Genomic DNA, 26,448 nt, shown 5'->3' on the forward strand with positions numbered 1-26,448 from the left:
ACAAATTGACACCAATTTTTTGTTGCAATAAATTCCACAAACTAGGTTAAATGAAAATTTGTGAAAATTTGTGAAATTTGTATTATCTGTGGGCTTTTAAAGCCTCCTTTTTATTTTAAAATGTTTTCGAAACTTTGTCGATCGCATTAATTGTAAAGTCTAAATCTTCGTAGGTTAATGCATCTGTAATAAACCATGTTTCGTATGCAGATGGTGCAATGTAAATTCCTTCCTGCAATAATCCGTGGAAAAATTTCTTAAACGTTTCATTATCTCCTTTTGCAGCAGTTTGGAAATCTGTAACTGGATTGGCATCAAAATGAACAGAAATCATAGAACCTACTCTATTGATTGTAAAAACAACATTATTTGCTTTTAAAACTCTATCAATTCCCGCTTCTAAATAAGCTGTTTTTTCTTCTAAACGAGTAAAAATTTCACGATCATTATTCAACGATTGTAACATTGCTAAACCTGCCGCCATTGCTAATGGATTTCCAGATAATGTTCCTGCCTGATAAACCGGACCAAGAGGCGCTAAATAATTCATGATTTCTTCGCGTGCAGCAAAAGCTCCAACCGGAAGTCCGCCGCCAATTACTTTTCCGAAAGTTACAATATCAGCATTGATATTATACAATTCCTGAACTCCTCCGCGAGCTAAACGGAAACCTGTCATAACCTCATCAAAAATCAATAAGATTCCGTTTGCTGTACACAATTCTCTTAAGCCTTCTAAGAAACCTTTTGCTGGCGGAATACAACCCATATTTCCTGCAACTGCTTCGATAATTATCGCAGCGATTTCATCTTTATTCGCTTCGATTAGAGTTTTTACATTCTCTAAATCATTGTATTTAGCTAACAAAGTATCTTTTGCAGTTCCTTCTGTAACGCCTGGACTATTTGGAGATCCAAAAGTTACAGCGCCACTTCCCGCCTGAATCAAAAATGAATCAGAATGTCCGTGGTAACAGCCTGCAAATTTTATAATTTTATCTCTTTTTGTAAATCCGCGAGCCAAACGAATCGCACTCATACAAGCTTCTGTACCAGAATTTACAAATCGAATTTTATCAATATTCGGAACCATAGAAACAGCCAAAGCTGCGATTTCTGTTTCCAGTTCTGTTGGCATTCCAAATGAAGTTCCCAGTTTTGCTTTTTCGATTACCGCATCAACAACCGGCTGATAAGCGTGTCCCAAAACCATTGGTCCCCAAGAGTTAATATAATCTATTAATTTGTTCCCATCTTCATCATATAAATAAGCACCTTTGGCACTTTTTACAAAAATTGGAGTTCCGCCAACCGCCTTAAACGCTCTTACTGGTGAATTTACTCCTCCTGGAATTACTTTTTCTGCTTCAGCAAAAAGCTGACTACTTCTTTTATATAACATTCTTATTTTTGATTTTAGAGTTTTGATTTTAGATTTAGTTTACCGACTTAAACCTTGATCTAAAACAAACTCATTGAAATATTTTTGATCTATTTGTTCCTCTTTTGAAAGCTCTTCTATTTTTTTATCAGACATTCCTATCGGTGAAAAAAAAGTCCATTTCAATGTCGGGCGATGTTTTATGAAAAAATGTTTTCCTGCAAATTCATCATGAACATAAACTCCACAAAAAAGTCTAACGATTAAAAGCGTTGCAAAAATAAAAATTCCTAATATGATTTTCTTTTTCATTTATAATTAACAACTAACAATTGATAATTACTTAACCTTAAGCCTCTGCCCTATCGAAATTGCATTATCGGTTAAATTATTTTTTTGCTTTAAGTCCTCAACTAATAAATTGAATTTTTTTGAAATTGAATATAATGTATCTCCTTGCTGTACTTCGTACAAATTAGGATCGTTTGAATTTGAATTCGAACTTTTAACCGGAGTTGTATTTTTAGTTGGACTTGCAGTTGTTTTACTAATTGGCGTATAATTTTTTCCGGTTACTTGACAATCATATTGATGCAGATTATAACGTTCAATATAGCTGATTAATTTATCGGGATAATTCGGATCTGTTGCGTAACCTGCCGCTCGCAAACCTTTTGCCCACGATTTATAATCGTCTTTTTCGTAAGTAAATAAAGTTGCATATCTATTTTTTCCAACTAAAAATAAAGCATGATCTCTATATGATTCTGCCGCTTCGGGATATTTTCTAAAACATTCTTGTGCCGAATCATCGTCGTGACGAACACTTTCACCCAGCCAGTCTTTATGACATTTAATTCCGAAATGATTATTCGCTTCAAGCGCTAAATCTCCTTTTCCCGCTCCCGATTCTAAAATTCCCTGCGCCAAAATTATACTAGCAGGAATCCCGTAGGTTTTCATGTTTCCCATTGCAATATCTTTGAATTGCAAAATGTAATTATTGATTAAATCGCTGGTTACAACTGTTTTTGAAGTAGATTGAATAACCTCAGTTGTATTATTTGTAGAAGGGTAATTTTTAACTGCTGGTTTGCTGTAGGTTGGTTTTTTCGTCGTCGCTACTCTTGGCTTTTGAACCGTCGTTTTTTTCGTCGTAGCGACAGCTGGTTTGCTTGACGAACAGCTTGCCAAAACTAGTATTGTAAAGAGCAGTACAATTTTTTTAATCATTTTTTTTGAGTATTGGTAATTTTTTCTGCTTCAACTTTATATTCATTCCTTCAATTCCCTGTAATCCGCCGGTGTGAATGAGTAGTATTTTTGAATGTGCAGGAAAATAATTTTTGTTGATTAAATCTATAACGCCAAAAACCATCTTTCCCGTATAAATTGGATCTAAGGGCACTTTTGTTTCTTCAAAAAAACCATTGATAAATTCGATTAATTCCAAATTTATCTTGCCATAACCTCCAAAATGATAGTCAGAAATTAAATTCCAGTTATCTTTTTTTGCAAAAATACGAATTTCATCGGTTAAAAAGTCACCTTTTAACGCCGGAAAGCCCAAAATTTTCTGATTTTCCTTAGCACTATTTATTAATCCCGAAATTGTTCCGCCAGTTCCAACAGCGCAGCAAACGTAATTAAAAACCGAATCTTCATCCGTTAAGATTTCTTCGCAGCCTTTTACGGCGAGTTCATTTGTTCCACCTTCGGGAACTAAATAAAAATCGCCAAACTTCTCTTTTAGTCTTTCTATATAGGAAGTTTCACTTTTTAAACGATACTCTTCGCGAGAAACAAATTCAAATTGCATTCCGTTTTCCTGAGCGAATTTTAACGTTGGATTTTCTTCGATTTTATCAAAAAGTTCATCACCGCGAATAATGCCAATAGTTTTAAAACCCTGCTCTTTTCCTGCAAAAGCCACCGCCGCAATATGATTGGAAAATGCACCGCCAAAAGTCAGTAAAGTATCTTTGTTTTCGGCTTTCGCCTGAAGTAAATTGTATTTTAATTTTCTGAATTTATTTCCCGAAACAAACGGATGAATTAAATCTTCGCGTTTTATTGTCAAAGAAATATCATTGGGGAAATCGATAGAAATATGTTGATTGAAAACTGGTTTCATTTTAATTTAAGGTAATGTAGAAACTGAAAAAATGATCGGTTTTTTAAATAAGTAAAATCGGTTTCTTTGGCGTAAGCTTCTCTTTCAAAACTGATATTTCGATAGGCCAATTCTGCATTTTTATATTGAAGTAAACGAATTAAATATTCCAGAAAATACCAGACAAAAAACGGAATTATTAAAAGTTCTAACTGCTGTCTTAAATGGATTTTTTCATGATTCACAAAAACTGTATTTGCTTTATCAAAACCATATTTTACAATCACAAACGGAAATACAGCCATTCCGCGATATCCTTTCGGAATTAAATATTTGGCAACAATCAGAAACATTGGCTGTAAAATTTATAAATTTGTAGCTATAAAATTGTTCGATTTCAATAAAATCATAATCAAATATTTATATTTTTGATTTTTAAAGTTACCGAAACACGAACGCGAAGCAGATTTATGAAAGAGCAAAGTAATGAAAATAAATTAATCGAAGGCGAAGATTTTTACTATACACCCGAAGGTTACAAATGCTTTACTGAAAAACATCATTTAAAAAGAGGCTATTGCTGCAAAAGCGGCTGTCGTCATTGTCCGTACGGTTTTGATAAAAGAACAGGCGAAATCAGAAAATCAAATCCCAAATTTTAAATTCCAAATTCCAAATTCCAAATTCCAATCTAAAATCTAAAATCAACAATCTAAAATATCATATGGATATCCATTCAAGAAAATTCAGGATTAAAATCCACAAGTCTTATCACAGGTCGGATATCCGTTATCCCTAGTTTTTTAATATAAATTCCAATCCCGAAGTCTCGGGATAAATTCCAAATTCCAATTGCATCAATTAACCGTTGGTTGCATTTGAACTTCAAAGGAATACATAATTAAAAAAACAAAAAATTAATCTGTTGTTAATCTAACTAAAATACCTTAGCAACTCAGCATCTCAAAAAAAATGACTTTTCAAGAAGAAATAAAACAGGGAATTCCAAATATATTACCTCAAAAGACAGCATACGATCCGGCTATTAATCACGCTCCGAAAAGAAAAGAAATCCTTTCGGCAGAAGAAAAAAAGCTGGCTCTTAAAAACGCTTTACGCTATTTCGATCCAAAACATCACGCTGAATTAATTCCTGAATTTTCAGAAGAATTAGAAAAATACGGACGTATTTATATGTATCGTCTTCGCCCTGATTACAGAATGTATGCACGACCAATTGACGAATATCCGGGAAAATCATTGCAGGCAAAAGCGATTATGCACATGATTCAGAACAATTTGGATTATGCTGTGGCGCAGCATCCGCATGAATTGATTACATATGGCGGAAACGGAGCTGTTTTTCAAAACTGGGCACAATATTTATTGACAATGCAGTATTTGTCTGAAATGACAGACGAGCAGACTTTAACGATGTATTCTGGACATCCGATGGGATTATTTCCTTCGCATAAAGAAGCGCCAAGAGTTGTGGTTACAAACGGAATGGTGATCCCAAATTATTCGAAACCGGACGATTGGGAAAAAATGAATGCGCTTGGAGTTTCGCAATACGGACAAATGACGGCGGGAAGTTATATGTACATTGGTCCACAGGGAATTGTACACGGAACTACAATCACGGTTTTAAACGGTTTTAGAAAAATAAAACAAAATCCAGAAGGAAGTTTATTCGTAACTTCTGGTCTTGGCGGAATGTCTGGCGCACAGCCAAAAGCCGGAAATATTGCGGGATGTATTACGGTTTGTGCCGAAGTAAACCCAAAAATTACTAAAATCCGTCACGAACAAGGATGGATTAATGAAGTTGTAACTTCTACAGATGAATTAGTTACCAGAGTAGCTTTGGCGAAAGCCAATAAAGAAACCGTTTCGATTGCTTATTTAGGAAATGTGGTGGACGTTTGGGAACGTTTTGATCAGGAAAATATAAAAATTGATTTAGGTTCAGATCAGACTTCGCTTCATAATCCGTGGGCTGGAGGTTATTATCCGGTTGGGATTTCTTTTGAAGAAGCAAATGATTTGATGGCTAATAATCCAGAATTATTTAAAGAAAAAGTTCAGGAAACATTACGTCGTCACGCAGCTGCAATCAATAAACATACGGCAAAAGGAACTTACTTTTTTGATTACGGAAATGCGTTTTTATTGGAAGCTTCACGCGCTGGTGCAGATGTAATGGCGGCAAACAATATCGATTTTAAATATTCTAGTTATGTTCAGGATATTATGGGACCAATGTGTTTTGATTACGGTTTTGGGCCTTTTAGATGGGTTTGTACATCAGGAAAACCAGAAGATTTACAAAAAACAGATACTATTGCAAGTCAGGTTTTAGAAGAATTAGCGAAGACTTCTCCAAGTGAAATTCAGCAGCAAATGCAGGATAACATTAAATGGATTAAAGGCGCGCAGGAAAATAAATTGGTTGTAGGTTCTCAAGCGAGGATTCTTTATGCTGATGCCGAAGGTAGAATTAAAATCGCTGAAGCTTTTAACCAAGCGATTGCAAAAGGTGAAATTGGCGCTGTTGTTTTAGGACGCGATCATCATGACGTTTCCGGAACCGATTCGCCTTATAGAGAGACTTCAAACATTTATGACGGATCTCGTTTTACGGCCGATATGGCGATTCAAAACGTAATTGGAGACAGTTTTAGAGGAGCAACCTGGGTATCGATTCATAACGGCGGAGGAGTTGGCTGGGGAGAGGTTATAAACGGCGGATTTGGTATGGTTCTTGATGGTTCTAAAGAGGCTTCAAAGCGTTTAGCATCAATGCTTTTTTGGGATGTGAACAACGGAATTTCAAGAAGAAGCTGGGCCCGAAATGACGAAGCTATTTTTGCTATAAAAAGAGCTATGCAAGTCGAGCCTTTATTAAAGGTAACTTTACCTAATATTGTTGACGAAAGTTTGCTTTAACGTTTGTAAAAGAAATTTTAAAGTAACCATAATGTCATCCTGAGCGAAGTCGAAGGCTTATAGAAACAAAAAGGCTTCGACTCCGCTCAGCCTGACAAACGTAAAAGTTGTTTTATGATAAAACAACCAGAACAAGAACATTTAATTCTAATAATATGAAAACATTCAAGTTAGTTCCGATTTTTCTGCTTTTGATACTTTCATCCTGCAGCAGTGTTACTGTTTATTCTGATTACGACAAAAATGTCGATTTTGCGCCTTATAAAACTTATGCTTTCTTTAAGCCCGGAATTGACAAAGTTGAGATTTCAGATTTGGATATAAGACGTATTCTTCACGCCATTGATAATGAAATGGCGGCAAAAGGTTTCACAAAAAGTGATAATCCTGATTTATTAGTAAACATTTTTACTAAATCGAGAGAACAAGTAAATGTAAACCAATTTAGTGCTGGCTGGGGTTACGGCTGGGGCTGGGGTTGGAATCCTTATATGATGTACGGCGGACAAACTACTGTTTCGACTTCTACAGAAGGAACTTTGTACATTGATTTAATCGATGCTAAAAAGAAAGAAATGATCTGGCAAGGTGAAGGTTTAGGAACTTTGACTAAAAACGTCGATAAAAAAGACGAAAAAATTGCTGAGTTCGTAAATAAAATTTTAGCTCAATATCCGCCTGTTAAAAAATAGTATTCAGTTTTCAGTATTTAGTATTCAGTTTTTTTACAAAACCGCTGTTTATTACTTCGAAAAAAATAAGTACATTTGTTACTCTATCAGTTAAAAATGAAAAACTTTAATAACATTATTATCGCGATTATCAGCATTATTGCAATTCAGCAATGATGGCGAGGTGTTATATAAATAAGTAAAATATAATTTATAAAAACCTCCCACATCGGGAGGTTTTTTATTTTAAAAGAATAATTAAAAATCGCCACGAATTACACGAATTTCCACGAATTATTTTTCTTTGGGATAATAAAAATTAGTGCAAATTCGTGCAATTCGTGGCAAAAAAACAACCAAATTATGAGTTTATTTAACGAAGTACTTAACGCAAAAAAGCAACTCGAAAATGTAGTTGCCGCGACGCCCCTTACCCAAAATTTAAATCTTTCAGACGAGTTTAAATCTACTATTTTATTAAAAAGAGAAGATTTACAAATTGTTCGTTCGTATAAAATTAGAGGCGCTTACAACAAGATTTCTACGTTAAATGATAAAGAAAAAGCAAACGGAATTGTTTGTGCCAGTGCAGGAAATCATGCGCAGGGCGTTGCTTATTCCTGTAATCTGCTGCATATAAAAGGCAAAATTTACATGCCAAAAACAACTCCAAAACAAAAGGTAAAACAAGTACAATTGTTTGGAAAATCATTTGTAGAAATTGTTTTAACCGGAGATACTTTTGATGATGCTTATGCTTCGGCAACGGCAGATGCAATTAAAAACCATAAAACCTTTATTCATCCTTTTGATGATGAAAAAGTTATTGCCGGACAAGGAACTGTTGGACTTGAAATTTTAGAAAGTTATACAAAACCAATCGATTATGTTTTTGTTCCGATTGGCGGCGGCGGACTTGCTTCTGGTTTATCGGAAGTTTTCAGGCATTTAAGTCCGAATACTAAAATTATCGGCGTTGAGCCAAAAGGCGCTCCTTCGATGAAAACTTCCATTGAAGAAAATAAAAATACAGCACTGAAAACAATAGACAAATTTGTTGATGGCGCGGCTGTAAAACAAGTGGGCGATAAAACTTTTGAAATCTGCCGTTATAATCTGGAAGATATTATTTTGGTTCCCGAAGGAAAAGTCTGCACGACCATTTTACGATTGTACAATGAAGAAGCCATGGTTGTTGAACCTGCGGGTGCGTTGACAATTGCAGCTTTGGATTTTTACAAAGATAAAATTAAAGGTAAAAATGTAGTCTGCGTTGTGAGCGGAAGTAATAATGATATTGAAAGAACGGCTGAAATAAAAGAACGTTCGTTACTTTACGAAGGTTTAATGCACTATTTCATGATTCAGTTTCCGCAGCGTCCCGGAGCTTTAAAAGAATTTGTAAATAATATTTTAGGACCGGATGATGATATTACTTATTTTCAGTTTGCTAAGAAAAACAGCCGTGAAGTTGGTTCTGTTATTGTTGGTTTAGAATTGAAAAAGAAAAAAGACATTCTGCCTATTAAAATGAAAATGACACAATACGGATTTGAATTTCAATATTTAAACGATAATCAGGATTTGTTTACACAACTAATTGGATAAAAAAATAAAAGGCTGCCTAAAAATTAGACAGCCTTTTAAACATCAATATAAAATTACTAATTGAATTCTCGATTTGTAATTATTTCTTTAATACTTTTTTAGAATAAGATCCCTGACTATCGGTTACTCTTACTACATAAACTCCTTTTGGAAGTCTAGAAATTTCGATTTCTGCCTGATTTCCTTTTACAAAGTTTACATTCTTTTTTAAGATGCTTTGTCCCGCAATATTAAATATTGCTACATCGGCACTTCCTTCATGATTGGTATCAATTTTTAAATAATCGTTTGCCGAATTAATGAAAATTGCCATATCGTTTGTGCTTTCAGCTTCTTCCGTTATTGTCAAAGCTTTTTTTGCTGTCGATTCAACCTGAACAAACTGCCATTGCTGATTCAATCCGCCTGTATAATCCCAAACCTGAATATTAGCTCCATTTGCTGTAGAAACATTTTCAACATCCAGAGCTTTATTGCTGTTTACGTTGATAATACTATAATATCCTCCACCAAGATTATTAACAGTCCATTTGAATTCATTAGAAGATGAGAAAGATTTTTGCTGTACTTTCAGTCCATTTGCTGTTCCATTATTTTCAACTGCCAAATACATGCTGGTTGATTTTACAATGATGTAATAATTTCCGCTTCCCGCAGAAACAAATTTCCATCTTTGGTTGCTTCCTCCTCCGCCAGTAACATCATACTGCTGAATTCTTCCTCCGCTTGTTGTTGAATTATCGGCAACATCTAAACCTTTATTACTGTTTCTTGAAATAATATTATAATATCCCGGAAATCCAGTTGTTGAAGCATTTACCGTAATCGCACTTGTTGCTATTTTAGCTCCGTCTACCGTTGTAACTGTAATTGTAGCATTTCCTGCAGCAACTGCCGTAACTAATCCGTTTGAATTTACGGTTGCTACAGAATTGTTGCTTGAACTCCAGTTTACTGCTGTATTTGTAGCATTACTTGGCGAAACTGTCGCTGTTAATTGTTGTGTTTGTCCTGCTGTAATTGTTGCAGAAGTTGGGTTCACACTTACTCCCGTTACAGCAACCGGATTTGCTGTTCCCCAAGTAAAAGTAACTGCAGATGATCCCGGAACTGTGTAATTAAATGCCGATGATCCTGAAACTACTTTTATCGTATTTGATCCTCCTGAATTGTAAATTACAAGTGCAGTTGAGCCATCAGGGTTTTTGAATCCTACTGATAAAATACTGCCGTTTGTACTTGAAGAACCAATTCTTACTGCGCCCGGTTTCACGTATTTAGAGATTTGACCAATAATATAAAAAGCTACATTTTTAGTATAACTCGTACTATTATTTACTGTTATAGCTCCTAAACAAGTATTACATCCCCCCGGAGTTCGTGGTCCTAAACTTGAATTGTTTGCAGCATTCCATTCTAAAACAGTTTTCGACCAGTTGTTTGTACTTCCAATAACAACGTTTTGCATGTGCCAGCCAAAATCTCCGGCAAAGCTTCCACCAGAACCTGTGTATTGTTCCGTAAAATAAACATTTTTGTTTGTTTGCGTTTTTACAGTTGACATCGCTGAGATATTTCCTAAATACAAGTGAAACGCCGCTCCGTCAACATAACTGCTGTTGTTTAAAACATCAATTGGATAAGCTGTATTATCGCAATTGTGATCAAAAGCAATAATTTTAACGCCTCCGTATCCAGCCGCAGCCATTTGAGGTCCAAGTTGTTGATTGATGAAATTCTTTTGTTCTGTAGAATTCATCAGCATACTTGGTTCGTTGTTTGGATTTTCTGGTTCGTTTTGCGGTGTGATTCCCCAAATCGGAATTCCCTGTGCCTGCATTGCAGCAATGTATTTTACAAAATATCTTGCATAAGCAGCATAATATTGTGTCTGCAGACTTCCGCCAACCCAAGATCCATTGGTTTTCATCCAGCGTGGTGCTGACCAAGGTGTTGCCAAAATTTTAATGTTTGGATTTATCAGTTGAATTTTTTTGATAATCGGAATCAGATACGTTAAATCCGGTCCGTTTAAACTAAAGTTATTCATATTAGTATCTCCGGAAGTTTCGTTATAACTATAGGAAGAGTTACTTAAATCTGAAGCTGCAATACTAATACGAATTACACTTGCGTTTAATCCTGTATTAGGATTGTACAAATCATTCAGTAATTGGTTTTGCTGTGTTGCCGCCATTCCGCTGATTACTTCGGCACTTCCTTCGGTAAGAGTGTAACCAAAGCCGTCCATTGTTTGATACGTTGTACCTGTATTTACAGTAACTGTAGAAGGATTTGTTCCTGAGTTTGTTCCGAAACTTACAGTTGCCTGCTGTTGTAATAATCTCGTTTGATCACCTGATGTTATGAAAGGTGTAACCGTCTGTGCATTTGTTTTGGTAATAAATAAAAGCATTATAATAATGACTTGTGTCATAAAAGCTCTTACTCGGTTTGTAGGTTTTTGAGTAATTTTGTGCATCTTTTTTGTGGTTTTTGTGGTTTGTTGATAGTTAAATTTTTCTCATTTTATTATGATTATTTTTATTAAAACGATTCAAAAATATATCAATTTTCACGAAATCGTTATAATTGCAACTTTACAAATACACATCATTTGTAAATATTACCTTAACAAAAACACATCTTTATTTTTTATAAATAATTAATTATCAATTATTTAAAATATTAAAAACCATAAAAAACTTACATTTAAATTTCAGCATTTACAAAACTTTTAAAATCAGCAGTTTAATTATGGTTTTTGATTCCAAAATGCAACTTATAATTATTTCATAAATGACAAATATCATGGATCGAACCTGAAGTTATATCGTATTTTTGCATTTCAATTTTATTAGAAAACATGGAAACGCTTAAAGATATTTCGACCATAGAAGATATTAAACAAATGGTGAACAGCTTTTATGATAATGTTAGAAAAGACGATCTTATTGGTCCTATTTTCAATGATAAATTACAAGATCGCTGGGAACCGCATTTGCAAAAAATGTATGGTTTTTGGCAGACTATTTTATTTGATGTTCGCGCTTATTCAGGAACGCCTTTTCCTCCGCACAAACAATTGCCTGTTGACAAAACTCATTTTGACCGCTGGATTCAGATTTTCAATACTACAATCGATGCACAATTTGCAGGAGTAATTACCGAAGAGGCTAAAATGCGTGCCACAAATATGGCCTTTATGTTCAATCACAAAATTGAGTATTTTAGAAATGCCGAAAATGAGTTACGAAATTCATCGGGTAAATCTTAAAATAGCTGACAAATTAAATTTGGATACTATTTTAAATTAGATAAATTTGATTGACCCAAAAGCTATCAAAAACCAATCAACTATTTAAAATGAAAAAAGTTATCCTGTTCTTTATAATCTGTTTCTCTTTTTTTAATTTCTTAAACGCTCAATCACAAGCTCCTGCTTTTAATTCATATAAAGGAACTGTTGATGGAAAAACTCCAATAACAGTTTATATTAAAACAGAAGAAAATCCATGTACTGCCGATTTAATGTACACGTCTATGTATCGATATGACAAATCAAAAAAATGGATTCAGCTTAATATTACGCAAAATAAAAAGAAAGAAAATGAATTTGTTTTAGTCGAACATGGTTTTAGCGGTGTATTAATTTTAAAGAAAACCGGAAATACTTTTACCGGTTTATGGATTAGTTCTGATGCTAAAAAACAATTACCAGTCGACTTGAAAGAAGCCACAATGACGAAGAAAGAACTGGAAAACTTCGAGAAAACATTGGAAAAAGTTAATTATGAAAATAATGACTGCTAGAATTTGTTTTTCAATCAACTTCAAAAAATCTATAAAAACGCAATAAAAATCACTTTCGAATAAAAATTTTGTGATGAATAGCAAAAAATAGCTACCTAAATTCGTAATTTTACATTCTAATCTACAACGTTTTCGAAATGAATGCATCTATAGAAACCAATCCGTTATTAGAACGATTGCCAAAACATTTAAAGCAATTTATTAAGCCTCAGGATTATAGTGATTACACACCTATTAATCAGGCGGTTTGGCGATATGTTATGCGCAAAAACGTAGATTACCTTTCAAAAGTGGCGCATCATTCTTATTTAGAAGGTTTACGCAAAACAGGAATCGAAATTGATTCTATTCCGAGTATGTACGGAATGAATCGTATTCTAACTGAAATTGGCTGGGCTGCAGTTGCCGTTGACGGATTTATTCCGCCAAATGCTTTTATGGAGTTTCAGGCTTATAATGTTTTGGTTATTGCATCAGATATCCGTCAATTAGAACATATTGAATATACACCCGCACCAGATATTATTCACGAAGGTGCCGGCCACGCTCCTATTATTGCCAATCCTGAATATGCAGAATATTTGAGACGTTTTGGTGAAATTGGCTGTAAAGCAATTTCATCTCACAAAGATTATCAAATGTATGAAGCGATTCGTTTACTTTCTATTTTAAAAGAAGCCGAAGATACGCCGCAGGAAAAAATTGACGAAGCCGAAAAAGCAGTTGCCGATTTACAAAATGATATGGGTGAATTGTCTGAAATGGCTCAAATTAGAAACCTGCATTGGTGGACAGTTGAATATGGCTTGATTGGAACAGTTGAAGAACCAAAAATTTACGGCGCAGGATTACTTTCTTCAATTGGTGAAAGTGCCTGGTGTATGACTGATAATGTAAAGAAAATCCCTTATGATATTTCGGCAGCGAATCAGAATTTTGATATTACGCAGTTGCAGCCGCAGCTTTATGTAACACCTAATTTTTCTTATTTAAGTTTGATTCTGGAAGAGTTTGCCAATAAAATGGCGCTTCGTACCGGAGGTCTTTCGGGAATTAAAAAATTAATTCAATCCAATGCTCTAGGAACAATTGAATTGAGTACAGGTCTACAAGTTTCGGGAGTTTTTACAAATGTTATTGAAGAAGAAGGAAAACCGGTTTACATTCAAACAACCGGAAAAACGGCTTTATCGTACCGTGAAAAAGAATTAGTTGGTCATGGAACTTTAACGCATCCACACGGATTTGGAAGTCCGATTGGGAAACTAAAAGGTTTTAATCTTGCGATTGAAGATATGAGCCCGAAGGATTTACAGGCTTACAGCATTGTAGAAAATGAAACAGTAAAACTGGAATTTGAAGGTAATATTATTGTTGAAGGTGAAATTATTACGGGTTCCCGAAACTTACACGGAGAAATCATTTTGATCAGTTTTAGAAATTGTACGGTAACGCATGGCGAAACTATTTTGTTTCAGCCTGATTGGGGAAATTACGATATGGCAATTGGTAAAAAAGTAATTTCTGCTTTTTCTGGCCCAGCCGATGTAAATAGTTTTGACTTGATTAATATCGTTCCTTCTTCTAAAACTATAAAAGCGAAACATACTGATGAACGTGATGAATTGGAGAATTTATATGCGTTAGTTAGAGATATTAGAAAAAATAAAGGTTCTAAAAAGGAATTGAAATCTATTTTTGAAAATCTAAAAAATAATCATTCAAACGATTGGTTATTATCTGTTGAACTTGCAGAGCTTTTGAAAGATTCTGATGAAAAACAGCTTTTGCAGGAAATTTTGGTTTATTTGGATCAATTGAAAGAAAAACGTCCTGAAATTGCGCATTTAATTTCTGGTGGATTGGATTTGATATTTGATAGTTCTTTGCCACAAAGGCACTAAGACGCGAAGTTTTTTGCCCGCAGATTTTACTGATTTAAGCTGGTATGCGCAGATTTTTTTAATCTTGCAAAGCTTATTTATAATTACATGTAGGTTAGTTTTATTTTTGTAGCGCCATGTTTTTTATAACATTTTAGAAGGCTTTTTAATTGGTTTAACTCTTCTACAAATTTATTTGAGTTTAAATATCCATTATTATATGGATATTCGTGTAATGGGTTTTTCTCATACTCTTTGATTTTTTGCAGATTTTTTTCCATGTCTTTTTTATCAGAAGAATATACATAATCCTCATAAACAGGATTGTACTTTACTTTTTTAAAATAATTTGGATTTGCTTTTATTTTGAATAATAAATCATCAATTGTTTTTTCAAAAACATTAATATTTTTCCAATATTTATTGGGCATTGAAGAGTCTTCAAAATCATATTCCTGAAAAGTGGAAAGATCAATTTTTAAAATTTTCTCAACCTGACTAGCCATGCTTTTTTCTTCATAGCCGCCAACTTGTTCAAAAAAGAAAGACAAACCGGAAGGAAAATCATCTTTGCACGGAGTTTTTACATTTGCTTCGATGTAATAATCCATTCCAAAAAAATTCAGATTTAAGAATGAAATAAATAGTAAAAAAGTGGTTTTCACAGCTAATAATTATTTAAAATATTTATTAAATTGAAGTAGTTTCAATCTTTTCTTCTTTTTTGGTTTTACAATAAAACAATCCGATAAACATTAAAAGCGCAATAAACGACATTACTGAATAATAACAAATACAACTCATTAAATATCTATTATTTGCTATTTCATTTGTGGAAAATTCATTTCTAACAGGAAGAAAAAAAGATGATTTTACAAATATTGCGAAAATATTTAATAGAATAAATACAACTAAAAACACTTTCGTTAATGTTTTTGAGTACCATTTATTTAAAATTAAAATTATAGAAAGAAAAACAGGTAAAAAACTAAAAAGAAAAAAAAATGTTTTAAATAACATTAATCTATTGTATTCTTCTGTTGAACTAATAGATATTTTATCGAATAATAAATATGGGAAAATCTGTTCAAAATAGGGTTGAGAATAAAACTTACTATTATAATATCCCCAGCTTCCCCATCTTATAATAATCTGATATAAAGAATGAATGAGGTTAGCAGCTGATAATATAAGTAAAAGATAACCTATTCGTTTTTGTAAATTTATTGCCATTAATTTTCTTTATTTATATATAAAACACAGATTTCTGATTAGACTAACAGACTCAAACTTTTTAATTGCCTCCTGCTTTAGCTGGAGGAAAAAATAAAGCCAGCTATAGAGGCTTTAGCCAAAGCTTATTTTTTGGCTAAAGCCTTTTTAAATTTTTTCATGCTTACCTCCAGCTAAAGCAGGAGGCAAGTAAAATTATTTTGTTTTTTTATCCCGATAGCCATCAGGAGTGGCAAAAAAAACTTAGCGCCTTTGTGCCTTTGTGGCAAACCTCTACAACTTCAAATCTTGATTTAATTCACTTTCAGATTCAATAGTTTTTCCGTTGTATTGTAGTTTCCAGCCCATTGAATTTGTCATTATTAAGATTTTTGACAATTCGCTTATTAATCTATTTTGGGCATTTGTTTTTAGGGTTGATTTTTCGATTTTTTTCGCCAGATTGGCTTTTACCGATTTGTTGATTTTATTGTAATCATCGCCCGTAAACGGATTCAGTTTACTTTGTTCGACATCATAAAATTGAATATCGGGATTGATTGTGATTTCTTCTTTTGGGATATTTAGAATTGTGATGGTTTTGTTTTTTTCGTCGATATCGTATTTCATTTTATGCAAATCGTAGGCAACGGTAACATTGGCATTTACCACAATAAGCGCCTTTTTTTCGAACGAAATCATATCCATCAAATACTTCTGCTGATTTTTATAAGTGATCACTTCGGAGAAATGCCCTTCGGTTACAACCAATTTTCCAACATTTAAGATTTGTTGCTGAATTAAATTGGTATTATAATCGATTGTAGAGTCGTCATCTTTTTTAAACTGGCAGTATTTAAAAGCCAGAACAATGACTAAAATAGTAATACCGATACTAATAATTCTTTTGATCAAGTTTTGCATTCCAATAAATTATTTAGACGAATTTACTTCTTTTTTTTGAAGCTTACTAAAGTTTTTTTGCCACGAATTTCACTAATTTTTACTAATTCTATGCGCTGTATTTATTGATCAATTCATAAATTAAGCATCACAAAAAAATTAGTGAAAATTAGTGAAATTCGTGGCAAACTTTTTCTAAAAAGGATATCCAATAGCGATATTCAAAATCAGGTTGTCTTTTCGCCATGGTCCACTTCCGAAATTAATATCATCGATTACCCATCTTTGTCCGTCTGGTAGCGCTGGATTTCGAAGAGGGAAAGCCAAATCTGTTCTTAAAACAAGGAACGACAAATCGAAACGCAATCCTGCTCCTGCTCCAATGGCAAGCTCTTTCATAAAATCCTTTGAGATTTCGGCTCCGGGTTTATCAGGATCGGCATTTAAAAGCCAAATATTTCCCGCATCTAAAAATATTGCGCCTCTTACAATGCTAAATAATTTTGCACGATATTCTGTATTGAATTCCAGTTTTAAATCTGCCGATTGATCTGGTGTGTAATTGTTGTTTGTTGTTGGCGGAATAACATAACTTCCCGGCCCTAAAGTTCTGGCTCTAAAGGCACGAATACTATTGGTTCCTCCTACTACAAATTGTTTTGATGTTGGTAATGTATTTGAATTTCCGTAAGCAAATCCGGCACCTACAATTAATCGGCTGGCTAGTTCGCTTTCTTTTCCTAATTTCAAATAATGCCTGAAATCTGATTTGATTTTCACATATTGACTAAACGGAACATCAAATATTTTTATGGTATCGTTTTTCTTAATATTTGCTCCTGTAACTAAACCTGTAAGATTTCCGGCTAAATCTAATTCACCATTAAAGTAGATTGTGTTTTTTCGACGCTTCTGCATCGTATTTGTATAGGTATAACTATATGTCGGGCCAAAAATCAACTGTTTTTCAATCACTTTTCCTAAAGCCGGATCTTGCTGAATATCTTCTAAATATTCGGGCGTAACATGATTTGGACTCACATACGTTATATCCATTACATTTAACTGATGTTCTTTTCGAATATTTTCTTTCCATAAATATCCAAAAGAGGCATTAAAAGAATTCAACGCATATAATTGTGTTCTTTTTTGATATTCATATCGCAAAGTTGCTTTGGTTCTTGGCACATATTCGCTGTTTCCTTCAATATGAAAAGGCGTAATAAACCTTGGCCAGGTCAAACTAACTTCTCCTCCAAGTTTATAAATATTTTTTCCTTTATTGACTCCGCCAAGCTGGAAATCGGCACCGCCAAAAACAGAAATTGTAAATAGTTCTGCCCCTTTAAATATGTTTCGGTTATTCCAGTTTACATTGACTTCAGTACCCGTATAACTAGCTGAATTTGTCTTTCCTAAAACCTCAACACGAATAAACTTTTTAGGCAGAAGCGTTAAGTAGTAATACGAATCTAAAGTTTTTGGAATACTATCTGAAGGTTTAAATTCATTTTTTACAAAACTAAAAGTTCCGAGATTCACAAATCGGTTTAAGGTTAAATTATGGTCTTTTCTGTTATACAAATCCCCTTTTTTAAAATATATCGTTCGATCATAAATCCTTGGTTTAAAGGTTTCTGTTGTATCGATGATCGTAATATCTTTATATTGTGTAATATCCCTTTTTCTATAAACCACACTGTCATTCGAAAGTGAATAATTCGGATACACATAAATATTATTGATTTTATACGCTGTAAGGGCTTTTGGCGGCGTATCGGGCTTTATTACAATTCTAACTTTTACTTCGTGATCGCCTTTACTGCTGTCTACCTGAGCTAAAAGATAATCTGGGTTAAAGTAAAAATATCCTTTCTCTTTAAGTCTGGCGTCAATTCGTTCTCTTTCGGCTTTTATAACGTCCAAATCATACGGTTTTCCAACTTTTAATAAACTTCTTCGGCTTGATCTTCCAATAATTCTGGACATTGCTAATGAATCATCTGGGAAAGTTATACTTTTAATGATATATTGTTTTTTAGGAATAACGGTATATTCTGCCGTAACTCGTTTATTTCGAACGGTCGAATCAGCGCTGACACGGGTTTTAAAATAACCTCGGTTTTCGGTAAAATTTCGTAAAACCGAAGCATTATAATCTAAATCGACTTTGCTGAAAAGTACAGGCGGTTCGCCTACTTTATTACGGAGCCAATATCTGGTTCCTTTTTGTTTTTTAGGTTCTCCGGCAAGGTTGTATATCCATAATTTAGGACGTAATCCTAAAATTTGCTTGTTTGGTTTTGGGCGCAATAAATCTTCTAATTCTTTTTCGAGTGCTTTTCTTTCTTTTTTCTTAATTAAAGAATCTTTGACTTTTACAGAACCTCCCACGTAAAGCAAGTCGCCTTCCGGCAAATATTTTGTATTACTGCAGCCTAAAACAAAAAACAGGCAGAACAGTACAAAATACTTTATATATTGATTTTCTATATGATTATGTTTTTTGTTCATTTCCTTCAATTTGATTTTCCTGCTGATCTTCTTCTAGTTTTTCCTTCTCTTTTGCTTCTTTCTTTTTTTGCTTTTCTTTCTCTTTGCGAATTTTTTCTTCTCGAATCATTTGTTTTTCTTGTTCTGAACGATGAAAAAGTTCTCTGAACTTATTGTAACTCATTGTGATTATAAAAGCAACTCCAGTTTCTACAACCTGACCTTCAACTGCTACCTGATATTGGTTTTTTCTGTAAGCACGTACCATATAACGTCCGTCTTTTGTAAGCTGATAATCCAGTGCAACGTCTCCCGCAATATTGGTGCTTTCTTCGTTGGCACGTTCTGCGCCTTCAACGCCAAAACTGCTTCCTACCGTTACTTTTAATCTGTCATCGAGCAGTTTTTTAGAAACAGCAACATTCAAATCAGTTCTGTTTTGCATGGTTCCAGAAGTATAATCTTCTGTAGATTCTAAATCAAAATTGACTTCAAATCCTGTAATTAATTCGCCGGCAAGATTGTTTAATTGCTGCGAAAGAATTTTGCTCACACTTTGTCTTGCCAAAGATTCTGCATTTGTACCGCCGCTTTCACTTGCAAATGGATTTTCGCCCACAAATCGGTTTAATAATAAAAGGGCAAAAACCTGTTTGTTTAGTTCTGCCGGATCTTGTTCTAATTGTTTCAGTTTTGTCTGCGTAAGTTCAACCACATCTGAAGAAACATCATAATTTCCTTCGGGAAGCACGATTCCAAAAGAAATTTCCGGTTTCATTAATTCTCCCTTCATTTTCAATAAAGTCTGAAACGGAAGTTTTTGTTTGTATGTATTTCTTACTGCCGAATCATCGTTTCCAAGTTGGTTTCCTAATAAATCAATTGGCGCGGCATTTACTTTATAAATTGCCGTGATATTTAAATTTGCCATTGTTGGTTCACCATTCCAGGTAATATAACTTCCTTTTTGGATATCAAATTTTCTTTTGATTCCGTTAAAGTTCATTTCATAGGCACCGTCTGTAAACTCATACTTTCCAGTCAAAGTTGTTTTTCCTGATTTATCTATACCGCCAACTAATTCTGCTTCGCCTTTCAACTTCAAATAATCACCATTTGCTTTATCAATTAACAAAGTGAGTTCTGCTTCTTTATCAATCGAAATGGCGACATTTACATCCATTCCTTTTACATCGGACTGATCAAGTTTATTTTGCAAATCAACCGTTTGTTTCAAATACATATTATCTTCATCGACAAACTCTACAATTCCTTCACGATCTGCAATTGAAGGATCTGACTGCGGCATTACGACTGTAAACTTGGTTTCTTTATTAATTTTAATGGTTCCGTCAACAACCGGACTTTCAAGGTTTCCTTTAATATTCAGTTTTGTATCCAGAAACATATCGCCATAAAACAAATCGTTATCGACTTCTTTAGAATGTATAGCTCTAAAATCATCAGCTGTAACAACTAAATTAAAATTATACGCTTTGAAATCAGGAGACTGAATGGTTCCGTCTACAGATAATTCGTTGTCATTTTCATCATTAAGCGTGAATTTATCAAACGTGATTACATCATTATTAAAAGTGATTTTTTCATTATCTGTTTTAAAGAAAGAGTTCAGCTGTGTAATTCTAAAACCGGCATCATTAAAGTTTAATTCGCCCGCAACTTTTGGACTTGATGCATTTCCTATAATTTTAAAGTTTCCGGATAAATATCCCGTTCCGTCTGTTACGTTGCCCATTGTAAAACCCTGAATACTTTTAACATACAATTTATTGATATCTAAATTGAAGTCAAGGTTTCCGTCGTCCATTTTGTAATTTCCGGTTAGGTTTACTTCGTTTCCTTCTCCGGTTAATGCCACATTTGCATTTAGTAAATTAGTGGTTTTATTATCCACTTTTATTTCAATATCGCCAACCGCTTCTCCTCTAAAAGCAAAATCATCAATTTTTAAATCAGAAGTAAAAGTTGGGCTTGTCATTACGTTTTCAACAACAGCATTTCCGTTAATTAAACCCTGCATCAACAGCTTATCTTTTTTAACCATATTCATAATGGTTTCGATTTTGAAGTTCACAAAATCGACTTGCAATGGCGCATTATCCTGCGTTCCCTGTGATTGAACTTTTAATTCATTTCCGTTATTATTTAGGAAAAATTTATTGATGTAAAGACGTTTATCTCCAAATTCTATGGCATTTTCAGGATCGATATTCCACTTATCGTAATTTAAAATGAAGTTTTCGGCATCTATTTTAAAGATATTTTTAGAATCTTCTGCCTTAAATTCACCTGCAATAAAATATTGAGGTTTTTCTTTTGCATCCTGAACTTCAAGCGCATAAGTCAAAACATTATTTTCTACTTTTCCGGATAAACTGGTAAACGGAATTTTTAATGAACCGCTTTCAATTGTTGCAACAGAAACAGAATATTCTAGGGCATTTTCTTTGGCTTCTATATTAATTTTTCCGTCGGAAATTGTATTGTCTGCGTATACAATTCTCGGAATTATTCCTCTTATTTCTAAAGAATCGGTTACGTTATTGTATTTTCCCGTGATTTTAATTGGTTCTAAACCTGTCAGTTTCGGAATTAGTTTAAAAAGAATTGGATCATTGTCAACCGTTACTGTAAAAGCCAAACGCTGTTCGTCAGATTCTCCGTTTGCTTTCGGAGTTTTTAAGTCGATATATTTTGATAATGATTTTTTTATTGCCGCCGTTAATGTTGTCAATTTGTATTTTCCATCGACTTCGGCTTTTAAAAACTGAGAGGAGATTTTAATATTATTTCGTGTATTGTCTGAAAAAGCAATGACACGAACCGAATCTAAAACGATTGGTTCTTTATCCTGCAAAATCTGAACGTTTGAAAGAAACACTTTTCCGTTTAGGAAATCCGGATTACTATTGGCAATATCAGCATCGACATTACCGCGAAGTTTCATTGGTCCGGCATGAAGATTTAATTTTTCAAGATCGGCAATATCCAGGTTTAGTTTTAATTTAATTGACGGATATTTTTCTTGTGTATTTCCACTTGTAACCAAATCAAAATTCAAATTCGGGTCTTGCATTCCTGATTTTACTGTGAATGAACCGTTTGCAATATTTCCTTTTAAAGCTAAATCTCTGTAGGTATATCTGTTGAAAACTGCTTTTTGAACAATTCCGTCTAATTCTGCTTTTGCTGTTTTCGGGTCTAAACCATTTCCTTTTACTTTCGCTTTAAGCGTAATTTTTCCAATCGAATCGTTTTTGATTAATCTTCCTAAATCAAAATCAAGTAAATAAACCGTTGCATCGTATTTCTCTTTTTTCTTAACACGCTGATCAAATAAAGCATCAACTTTTGCATTTCCGAAACTGCTGTTTAAAGCCAGATTGGTTTTAAAATTCTGCACAGAACCTTTAAATTTTCCCTGCAGGTTTATTTGCGACGGAAGCTGAATGTTTTTCGGAATTGTTCCAGCTGGTACAAACGTATTTATGTCTTTAGAAGTCGTAGCTATTTTTTTGATATCTAAATCATAATACGCTTTTTGCGCATCAGGAAGTCCGGTTATTTTCCCCGAAAGGGAAACTTTTGTAGTGCCAATTCCGCTCATTTCGAATTTCGGAATATTCAAATCTTTTACTTTTCCGCTCACACGGCTGTTTATGTATAAAACGGCGTTTGGATTACTTTTAAACGGATTTGTTTTTTGTAAATCGGGAGCAAATAACAAAATGTCTTTGAATCCTATTTTTGAATCTTTTAAATTGGCATCGACAGCAAGATTTGCAATATCTTTTTGAAGCGCTGCGAGTGATTTGTATTCAACATTGATTTTATCTTTTACAAGTGTTTGCGGCGTTTTTAAATACAGATTATTTAAATGAGCATTTTTTGGCCCGTAGAATAAATCTGTTTTTAAAGACTGAATGTTCAAACCGCTTTTTTCTACTGCTGCGAGTGATTTTATATTTCCAGAAATGGTGTCGTTTCCATAATACAATTTCTCGGCTTCAAGATTGAATTTGCTCAAATCTAAATGGCTATAATCGATTCCTTTTGAAGTTGGTTTCGATTGCATATCATCAAACTTAAAAGCAATATTTTGTATGTTGACTTTATTGAGTTTTGCTTTCCAGCCAGCTTGCTTTATGGCTGTTGTATCTAAACTTGGTGTTTGAATTTGTTTGTCTTTTACTCCTAATCGTAGATTTCCGCTAAGATTTTTTAGTTCGAAAGTATCGAAATCTAAAAGCTGTTTATTTAAATCAATTTCATTAACCGATAAATTTAAATTTCCGAGTTTTATTCCCGAATCTAATTTTGAATCTTTATTGTCATAAGCAACATCAATTTTTGACAAACTGATTTTTCCCAGTTTTAATTTGAAGTCTTTGCGCTTTGAAATGGTATCTACGGTTTTTACCGAAACAACTGCAATTTGTTCCACAACATCCTGATTTAAAACTAATTTTAATCCGTTTAAATCGATATTCGGAATATCAAAATCCATTTTATCCAAATCGAATTTATTGAATTTGGTGTCGAAATGTGTCAGTTTTACAGCAATGTCGTTTTTAGAAAAATCGTCTTTAAAATTAAATTTGACATTATCCAAATTAACTTTTACAACTGATATTTTGAATGGTTTAGCATTTGGATCTTCGACTTTTGGCTCTTTTGATTCGAATGCTTTTATGATATAATCGAAATTGAAAACGCCGTCTTTATTTCGGGAAATATTGGCTTTTACATTTTCGAGCGAAACGGAATTGATTTCGAGTTCACTGCTTACGAGTTTAAAAAGGTCAACATCGACTTCTAAGCGTTTTCCTGCCAGCAATGTATCTTTTTTTTGATCTTCAAAATAAAAACCTTCGAGAACTACATCTTTTGGAAATTTAATGGCAATTCGGTCTAAAGTAACTTTGGTTTTAATTTTTTTATGGAGATAGGAAATCGCTTTGTCTTTGGCGAAATTTTGAACAGATGGAACCTGAATTAAGATGATAAGAAGTAATAAAAGTGCCACTACAGAAACCACGCACCATAATAGTACACGAAGTGTTTTTTTAAAATAATGAATAGTTTTCTTATTCATAGGTCAATAAAATACAGGATTTAATTGCTTCTGAAAAAAGCATGGTTACACATCTTACAAAAATGGAAAATTTAAACCTTTAACAATTTACATAATTATTGGCAATTATTCTAAAATTTCACTGTAAAATAGTTAATTTCTTACTTTTATGATTTAGCCACAAAGGCGCTATGGCGCAAAGTTTTTTTATCCTAAATATTTTATAAAAAATTTGTGCTGTCGCATGGTTGAAACCAGTGCTTGCTGAAAATTAAAATTTAATATGGGAAATCTTTTCTTCTAAAAGATTCATTTTCTGCTGAAGTTTAGCTATGAATTTTTGGTGTTGTTCTGATTCGGGATTGAAGCTTCTGTGGCGCAGGCTTTTTTGGATTTCGTCTACTTCCTGCATTGTTGAAATGCTTTCTTGTGAAATGTAGTTTTCGCTGAAAAGTTTCCAGATATAATCGATCGCAATTTGGTTGGGATGGAGCATATCTTCATTATAAAAACGATAATCGCGAAGTTCGTCCATTATGATTTCGTATGACGGAAAGTATTCAGTGTTCAGTTTAAAGTCTTCAGTATTCAACACAGCATGCAGAGCTGAAAATAAGTGTGATTTGCTTAATTGATTTTCTACAAAACCATCTTTTATATGACGTACAGGCGAAATGGTAAAAATGAAATTGATATTTGAGTTTAAAGTCTGGATTAAACCTATAGTGTTTTGAATACTTTTTTGAATTACTTCGATTGATAATAATTCTTTTAAGAATTGCTTTTGAGGCACTTTATGACAATTGGCAGCGATTTCTGTGCTTTCGATATTTCTGTAAATCCAGGAAGTTCCAAATGTGATTATGATATGTGTCGCTTCTTTGATCTTTTTGTTGGTTTCGGTAATAGCTTTGTTTAGTGTTTCTAATAATTCTTGTCGGTCAGCATTACTTAAGTCTGAATGAACTTCGAAACTATGCCAGCGTTCGTTGTGAAAGAAAACATCTTTTTCTGTAAACAATTCTTCTTTGCAAACCCGGCTAAATAATTTCTCAATCGAAACGGGATTGAATATAATTCCAAACGGATTTGTTTGATTTTGAAATTTGAAATAATCAAATTTCTCGGCCATATTTTCTGCAAAACAAGAACCAATAGAAAGTATCTTCGAATTATAATCGATTGGATTGTTACTTCTTGAAATTGGGATTTGGGTTCTGAATTGCATAATATTGTTTTGTGTAAATTTCGGTTAATTTTTAGAAACAAAAAAGCCAGATGCAAATGCACCTGGCTTTTGATTATAAATATCAATTATCTATTAGTAGAAATATTCTACAGTTTCTTCTTCAACGCTTTCTACACTTTTTGTAGGGTAACCATCCGCATTGTATGTATATGTGTAGCTATACCAAAGTTCTCCTTCAGCTTTATCAGTAAGCATATTATGAAGAACATCGTTTGCTTCTCCATCAGTAAAATTAATTTTGTTCCAGCCTAAAACATTCTTAAACGGATTGTTTTTTGTATCGTAAGTGTAGCTATGGCTGTCATTAAAATCATTAATCATATCAACTACTTCTCCATTAGCAAATTTTATTATTACTGTTGCATTAAGAGAAGTTTGTGTTTTAGAGTCGCCAATATATTGTTTAGAAGTAACTGTACCATCTGCATTGTAAGTGTAAAGTTCTTTATTTCCCCAATCCATTCCAGGATCAATTCTAACAAAAGTTGTTAATTTTCCATCTGTGTAAGCATAAGTATTTATTTGCTCAACTGTACCATTAGGAAGTTTATATTCTATTTTAGTAATTAAATCTCCAGTATAAGTGTAATATGCATTTGATTCTCCCGAATCATCAACATCGCTAACAATCTTATTACCATCGTAAGTATAATTTGTAGTTACTTTTCCTTTAGATGTTGTTGTGATTATTTTTTTTAATAATACTCCATCTGTTGTAGACTCATCAGAAGGTGAATCATCACTAGAACAAGATGTTAAAGAAAGAGCTAAAGCTCCAAAAAGAAGTAAAAGTTTTTTCATTTTTTATAGGTTTGTTATTAATTATTAGAATAAATGTAAATGAAACATTACTTATATTCCAATTATTTTTAAACCTATTTTGTTATAAAAAAATCGTATTGTGGCTGCTTTTTGGTTTGTTTTCACCTAGATAAATATAATACATTAAAAACCAAAGCTGTAAGTAAAGTTTTAATGTTTATAAAAAATACACAAAAAATTAGGCTTCCGTAAAACTACTTAGCTCTTTTCTTAAGTTTTACGCTCAAGCCAAAAAGTTTTTCAAAATTTTTATATT

20 protein-coding genes are annotated in these 26,448 nt (G+C 33.3%); 7 read left to right on the forward strand and 13 right to left on the reverse strand.

Annotated features, from left to right (window positions below):
• Positions 1-115: 115 nt before the first annotated feature.
• From hemL to B3C18_RS04410, 5 genes are read right to left on the reverse strand one after another with little or no spacing between them, the layout of a single operon-like run.
• Complete coding sequence (gene hemL, locus B3C18_RS04390; protein WP_291143013.1) at positions 116-1,402, reverse strand: glutamate-1-semialdehyde 2,1-aminomutase; 1,287 nt, start codon at positions 1,400-1,402, stop codon at positions 116-118.
• 39 nt (positions 1,403-1,441) lie between these two features.
• A complete protein-coding gene (locus B3C18_RS04395; RefSeq protein ID WP_291143016.1) occupies positions 1,442-1,693 on the reverse strand; it encodes a hypothetical protein in 252 nt (83 codons plus the stop codon).
• A gap of 27 nt (positions 1,694-1,720) precedes the next feature.
• On the reverse strand, positions 1,721-2,614 hold the full coding sequence (locus B3C18_RS04400; protein WP_291143019.1) for a glucosaminidase domain-containing protein: 894 nt from the start codon (positions 2,612-2,614) through the stop codon (positions 1,721-1,723).
• Complete coding sequence (locus tag B3C18_RS04405; protein WP_291143022.1) at positions 2,607-3,515, reverse strand: 1-aminocyclopropane-1-carboxylate deaminase/D-cysteine desulfhydrase; 909 nt, start codon at positions 3,513-3,515, stop codon at positions 2,607-2,609. The genes B3C18_RS04400 and B3C18_RS04405 overlap by 8 nt, the downstream gene beginning before the upstream one ends.
• On the reverse strand, positions 3,512-3,847 hold the full coding sequence (locus B3C18_RS04410) for a hypothetical protein (protein ID WP_291143025.1): 336 nt from the start codon (positions 3,845-3,847) through the stop codon (positions 3,512-3,514). Before B3C18_RS04410 ends, B3C18_RS04405 begins: the two co-directional genes overlap by 4 nt.
• A gap of 117 nt (positions 3,848-3,964) precedes the next feature.
• On the opposite strand from B3C18_RS04410, the gene B3C18_RS04415 reads away from it, so the two are divergent.
• The 4 genes from B3C18_RS04415 (at position 3,965) to ilvA (ending at position 8,722) form a co-directional block, all read left to right on the forward strand.
• Positions 3,965-4,156, forward strand: coding sequence for a DUF5522 domain-containing protein (locus B3C18_RS04415; RefSeq protein ID WP_053470521.1), 192 nt, complete (start codon positions 3,965-3,967; stop codon positions 4,154-4,156).
• A gap of 310 nt (positions 4,157-4,466) precedes the next feature.
• On the forward strand, positions 4,467-6,443 hold the full coding sequence (locus tag B3C18_RS04420) for a urocanate hydratase (RefSeq protein WP_291143032.1): 1,977 nt from the start codon (positions 4,467-4,469) through the stop codon (positions 6,441-6,443).
• Between the two features lie 155 nt (positions 6,444-6,598).
• Positions 6,599-7,135, forward strand: a complete 537-nt coding sequence (locus B3C18_RS04425; RefSeq protein ID WP_291143034.1) for a DUF4136 domain-containing protein — start codon at positions 6,599-6,601, stop codon at positions 7,133-7,135.
• A gap of 342 nt (positions 7,136-7,477) precedes the next feature.
• Complete coding sequence (gene ilvA / locus B3C18_RS04430; protein WP_291143036.1) at positions 7,478-8,722, forward strand: threonine ammonia-lyase IlvA; 1,245 nt, start codon at positions 7,478-7,480, stop codon at positions 8,720-8,722.
• A 79-nt stretch (positions 8,723-8,801) separates the two neighbouring features.
• Here the strand turns inward: ilvA and B3C18_RS04435 are convergent, their stop codons facing one another.
• A complete protein-coding gene (locus B3C18_RS04435; protein ID WP_291143038.1) occupies positions 8,802-11,204 on the reverse strand; it encodes an RICIN domain-containing protein in 2,403 nt (800 codons plus the stop codon).
• 384 nt (positions 11,205-11,588) lie between these two features.
• Here B3C18_RS04435 and B3C18_RS04440 point away from each other — a divergent pair, with 384 nt between their 5' ends.
• The 3 genes from B3C18_RS04440 to B3C18_RS04450 all read left to right on the forward strand — a co-directional run bounded on the left by B3C18_RS04440 (position 11,589) and on the right by B3C18_RS04450 (position 14,439).
• Complete coding sequence (locus B3C18_RS04440; protein ID WP_053470525.1) at positions 11,589-11,999, forward strand: group III truncated hemoglobin; 411 nt, start codon at positions 11,589-11,591, stop codon at positions 11,997-11,999.
• A gap of 89 nt (positions 12,000-12,088) precedes the next feature.
• Positions 12,089-12,535 (forward strand): hypothetical protein, encoded by a 447-nt coding sequence (locus B3C18_RS04445; protein ID WP_291143041.1) that lies wholly within the window; start codon positions 12,089-12,091, stop codon positions 12,533-12,535.
• Between the two features lie 137 nt (positions 12,536-12,672).
• On the forward strand, positions 12,673-14,439 hold the full coding sequence (locus B3C18_RS04450) for an aromatic amino acid hydroxylase (protein WP_291143043.1): 1,767 nt from the start codon (positions 12,673-12,675) through the stop codon (positions 14,437-14,439).
• Positions 14,440-14,522: 83 nt separating this feature from the next.
• Here the strand turns inward: B3C18_RS04450 and B3C18_RS04455 are convergent, their stop codons facing one another.
• The 7 genes from B3C18_RS04455 to B3C18_RS04485 all read right to left on the reverse strand — a co-directional run bounded on the left by B3C18_RS04455 (position 14,523) and on the right by B3C18_RS04485 (position 26,171).
• Positions 14,523-15,029 (reverse strand): hypothetical protein, encoded by a 507-nt coding sequence (locus B3C18_RS04455; RefSeq protein WP_291143045.1) that lies wholly within the window; start codon positions 15,027-15,029, stop codon positions 14,523-14,525.
• A 79-nt stretch (positions 15,030-15,108) separates the two neighbouring features.
• A complete protein-coding gene (locus tag B3C18_RS04460) occupies positions 15,109-15,651 on the reverse strand; it encodes a hypothetical protein (protein WP_291143047.1) in 543 nt (180 codons plus the stop codon).
• Between the two features lie 273 nt (positions 15,652-15,924).
• A complete protein-coding gene (locus tag B3C18_RS04465) occupies positions 15,925-16,554 on the reverse strand; it encodes a DUF4230 domain-containing protein (RefSeq protein WP_291143049.1) in 630 nt (209 codons plus the stop codon).
• A gap of 174 nt (positions 16,555-16,728) precedes the next feature.
• Positions 16,729-19,047 carry a BamA/TamA family outer membrane protein gene (locus tag B3C18_RS04470; protein ID WP_291143051.1) on the reverse strand — a complete coding sequence of 773 codons (2,319 nt, stop codon included), beginning with the start codon at positions 19,045-19,047 and terminating at the stop codon, positions 16,729-16,731.
• Positions 19,031-24,142, reverse strand: a complete 5,112-nt coding sequence (locus tag B3C18_RS04475; RefSeq protein WP_291143053.1) for a translocation/assembly module TamB domain-containing protein — start codon at positions 24,140-24,142, stop codon at positions 19,031-19,033. Before B3C18_RS04475 ends, B3C18_RS04470 begins: the two co-directional genes overlap by 17 nt.
• A gap of 250 nt (positions 24,143-24,392) precedes the next feature.
• Positions 24,393-25,349 (reverse strand): GSCFA domain-containing protein, encoded by a 957-nt coding sequence (locus B3C18_RS04480; RefSeq protein WP_291143057.1) that lies wholly within the window; start codon positions 25,347-25,349, stop codon positions 24,393-24,395.
• A 93-nt stretch (positions 25,350-25,442) separates the two neighbouring features.
• The gene (locus B3C18_RS04485) at positions 25,443-26,171 is read right to left on the reverse strand and encodes a hypothetical protein (protein ID WP_291143060.1); all 729 of its coding nucleotides are present in this window, start codon (positions 26,169-26,171) and stop codon (positions 25,443-25,445) included.
• Positions 26,172-26,448: the final 277 nt, after the last annotated feature.

The organism is Flavobacterium sp. UBA7680, assembly GCF_002482975.1.
Classification (GTDB): domain Bacteria; phylum Bacteroidota; class Bacteroidia; order Flavobacteriales; family Flavobacteriaceae; genus Flavobacterium.

What these genes read in the sequence shown, in the direction of transcription:
- hemL (WP_291143013.1), bottom strand. Translation starts at nt 1,402, where the DNA reads ATGTTATATAAAAGAAGTAGTCAGCTTTTTGCTGAAGCAGAAAAAGTA.
- B3C18_RS04395 (WP_291143016.1), bottom strand. Translation starts at nt 1,693, where the DNA reads ATGAAAAAGAAAATCATATTAGGAATTTTTATTTTTGCAACGCTTTTA.
- B3C18_RS04400 (WP_291143019.1), bottom strand. Translation starts at nt 2,614, where the DNA reads ATGATTAAAAAAATTGTACTGCTCTTTACAATACTAGTTTTGGCAAGC.
- B3C18_RS04405 (WP_291143022.1), bottom strand. Translation starts at nt 3,515, where the DNA reads ATGAAACCAGTTTTCAATCAACATATTTCTATCGATTTCCCCAATGAT.
- B3C18_RS04410 (WP_291143025.1), bottom strand. Translation starts at nt 3,847, where the DNA reads ATGTTTCTGATTGTTGCCAAATATTTAATTCCGAAAGGATATCGCGGA.
- B3C18_RS04415 (WP_053470521.1), top strand. Translation starts at nt 3,965, where the DNA reads ATGAAAGAGCAAAGTAATGAAAATAAATTAATCGAAGGCGAAGATTTT.
- B3C18_RS04420 (WP_291143032.1), top strand. Translation starts at nt 4,467, where the DNA reads ATGACTTTTCAAGAAGAAATAAAACAGGGAATTCCAAATATATTACCT.
- B3C18_RS04425 (WP_291143034.1), top strand. Translation starts at nt 6,599, where the DNA reads ATGAAAACATTCAAGTTAGTTCCGATTTTTCTGCTTTTGATACTTTCA.
- ilvA (WP_291143036.1), top strand. Translation starts at nt 7,478, where the DNA reads ATGAGTTTATTTAACGAAGTACTTAACGCAAAAAAGCAACTCGAAAAT.
- B3C18_RS04435 (WP_291143038.1), bottom strand. Translation starts at nt 11,204, where the DNA reads ATGCACAAAATTACTCAAAAACCTACAAACCGAGTAAGAGCTTTTATG.
- B3C18_RS04440 (WP_053470525.1), top strand. Translation starts at nt 11,589, where the DNA reads ATGGAAACGCTTAAAGATATTTCGACCATAGAAGATATTAAACAAATG.
- B3C18_RS04445 (WP_291143041.1), top strand. Translation starts at nt 12,089, where the DNA reads ATGAAAAAAGTTATCCTGTTCTTTATAATCTGTTTCTCTTTTTTTAAT.
- B3C18_RS04450 (WP_291143043.1), top strand. Translation starts at nt 12,673, where the DNA reads ATGAATGCATCTATAGAAACCAATCCGTTATTAGAACGATTGCCAAAA.
- B3C18_RS04455 (WP_291143045.1), bottom strand. Translation starts at nt 15,029, where the DNA reads ATGGATTATTACATCGAAGCAAATGTAAAAACTCCGTGCAAAGATGAT.
- B3C18_RS04460 (WP_291143047.1), bottom strand. Translation starts at nt 15,651, where the DNA reads ATGGCAATAAATTTACAAAAACGAATAGGTTATCTTTTACTTATATTA.
- B3C18_RS04465 (WP_291143049.1), bottom strand. Translation starts at nt 16,554, where the DNA reads ATGCAAAACTTGATCAAAAGAATTATTAGTATCGGTATTACTATTTTA.
- B3C18_RS04470 (WP_291143051.1), bottom strand. Translation starts at nt 19,047, where the DNA reads ATGAACAAAAAACATAATCATATAGAAAATCAATATATAAAGTATTTT.
- B3C18_RS04475 (WP_291143053.1), bottom strand. Translation starts at nt 24,142, where the DNA reads ATGAATAAGAAAACTATTCATTATTTTAAAAAAACACTTCGTGTACTA.
- B3C18_RS04480 (WP_291143057.1), bottom strand. Translation starts at nt 25,349, where the DNA reads ATGCAATTCAGAACCCAAATCCCAATTTCAAGAAGTAACAATCCAATC.
- B3C18_RS04485 (WP_291143060.1), bottom strand. Translation starts at nt 26,171, where the DNA reads ATGAAAAAACTTTTACTTCTTTTTGGAGCTTTAGCTCTTTCTTTAACA.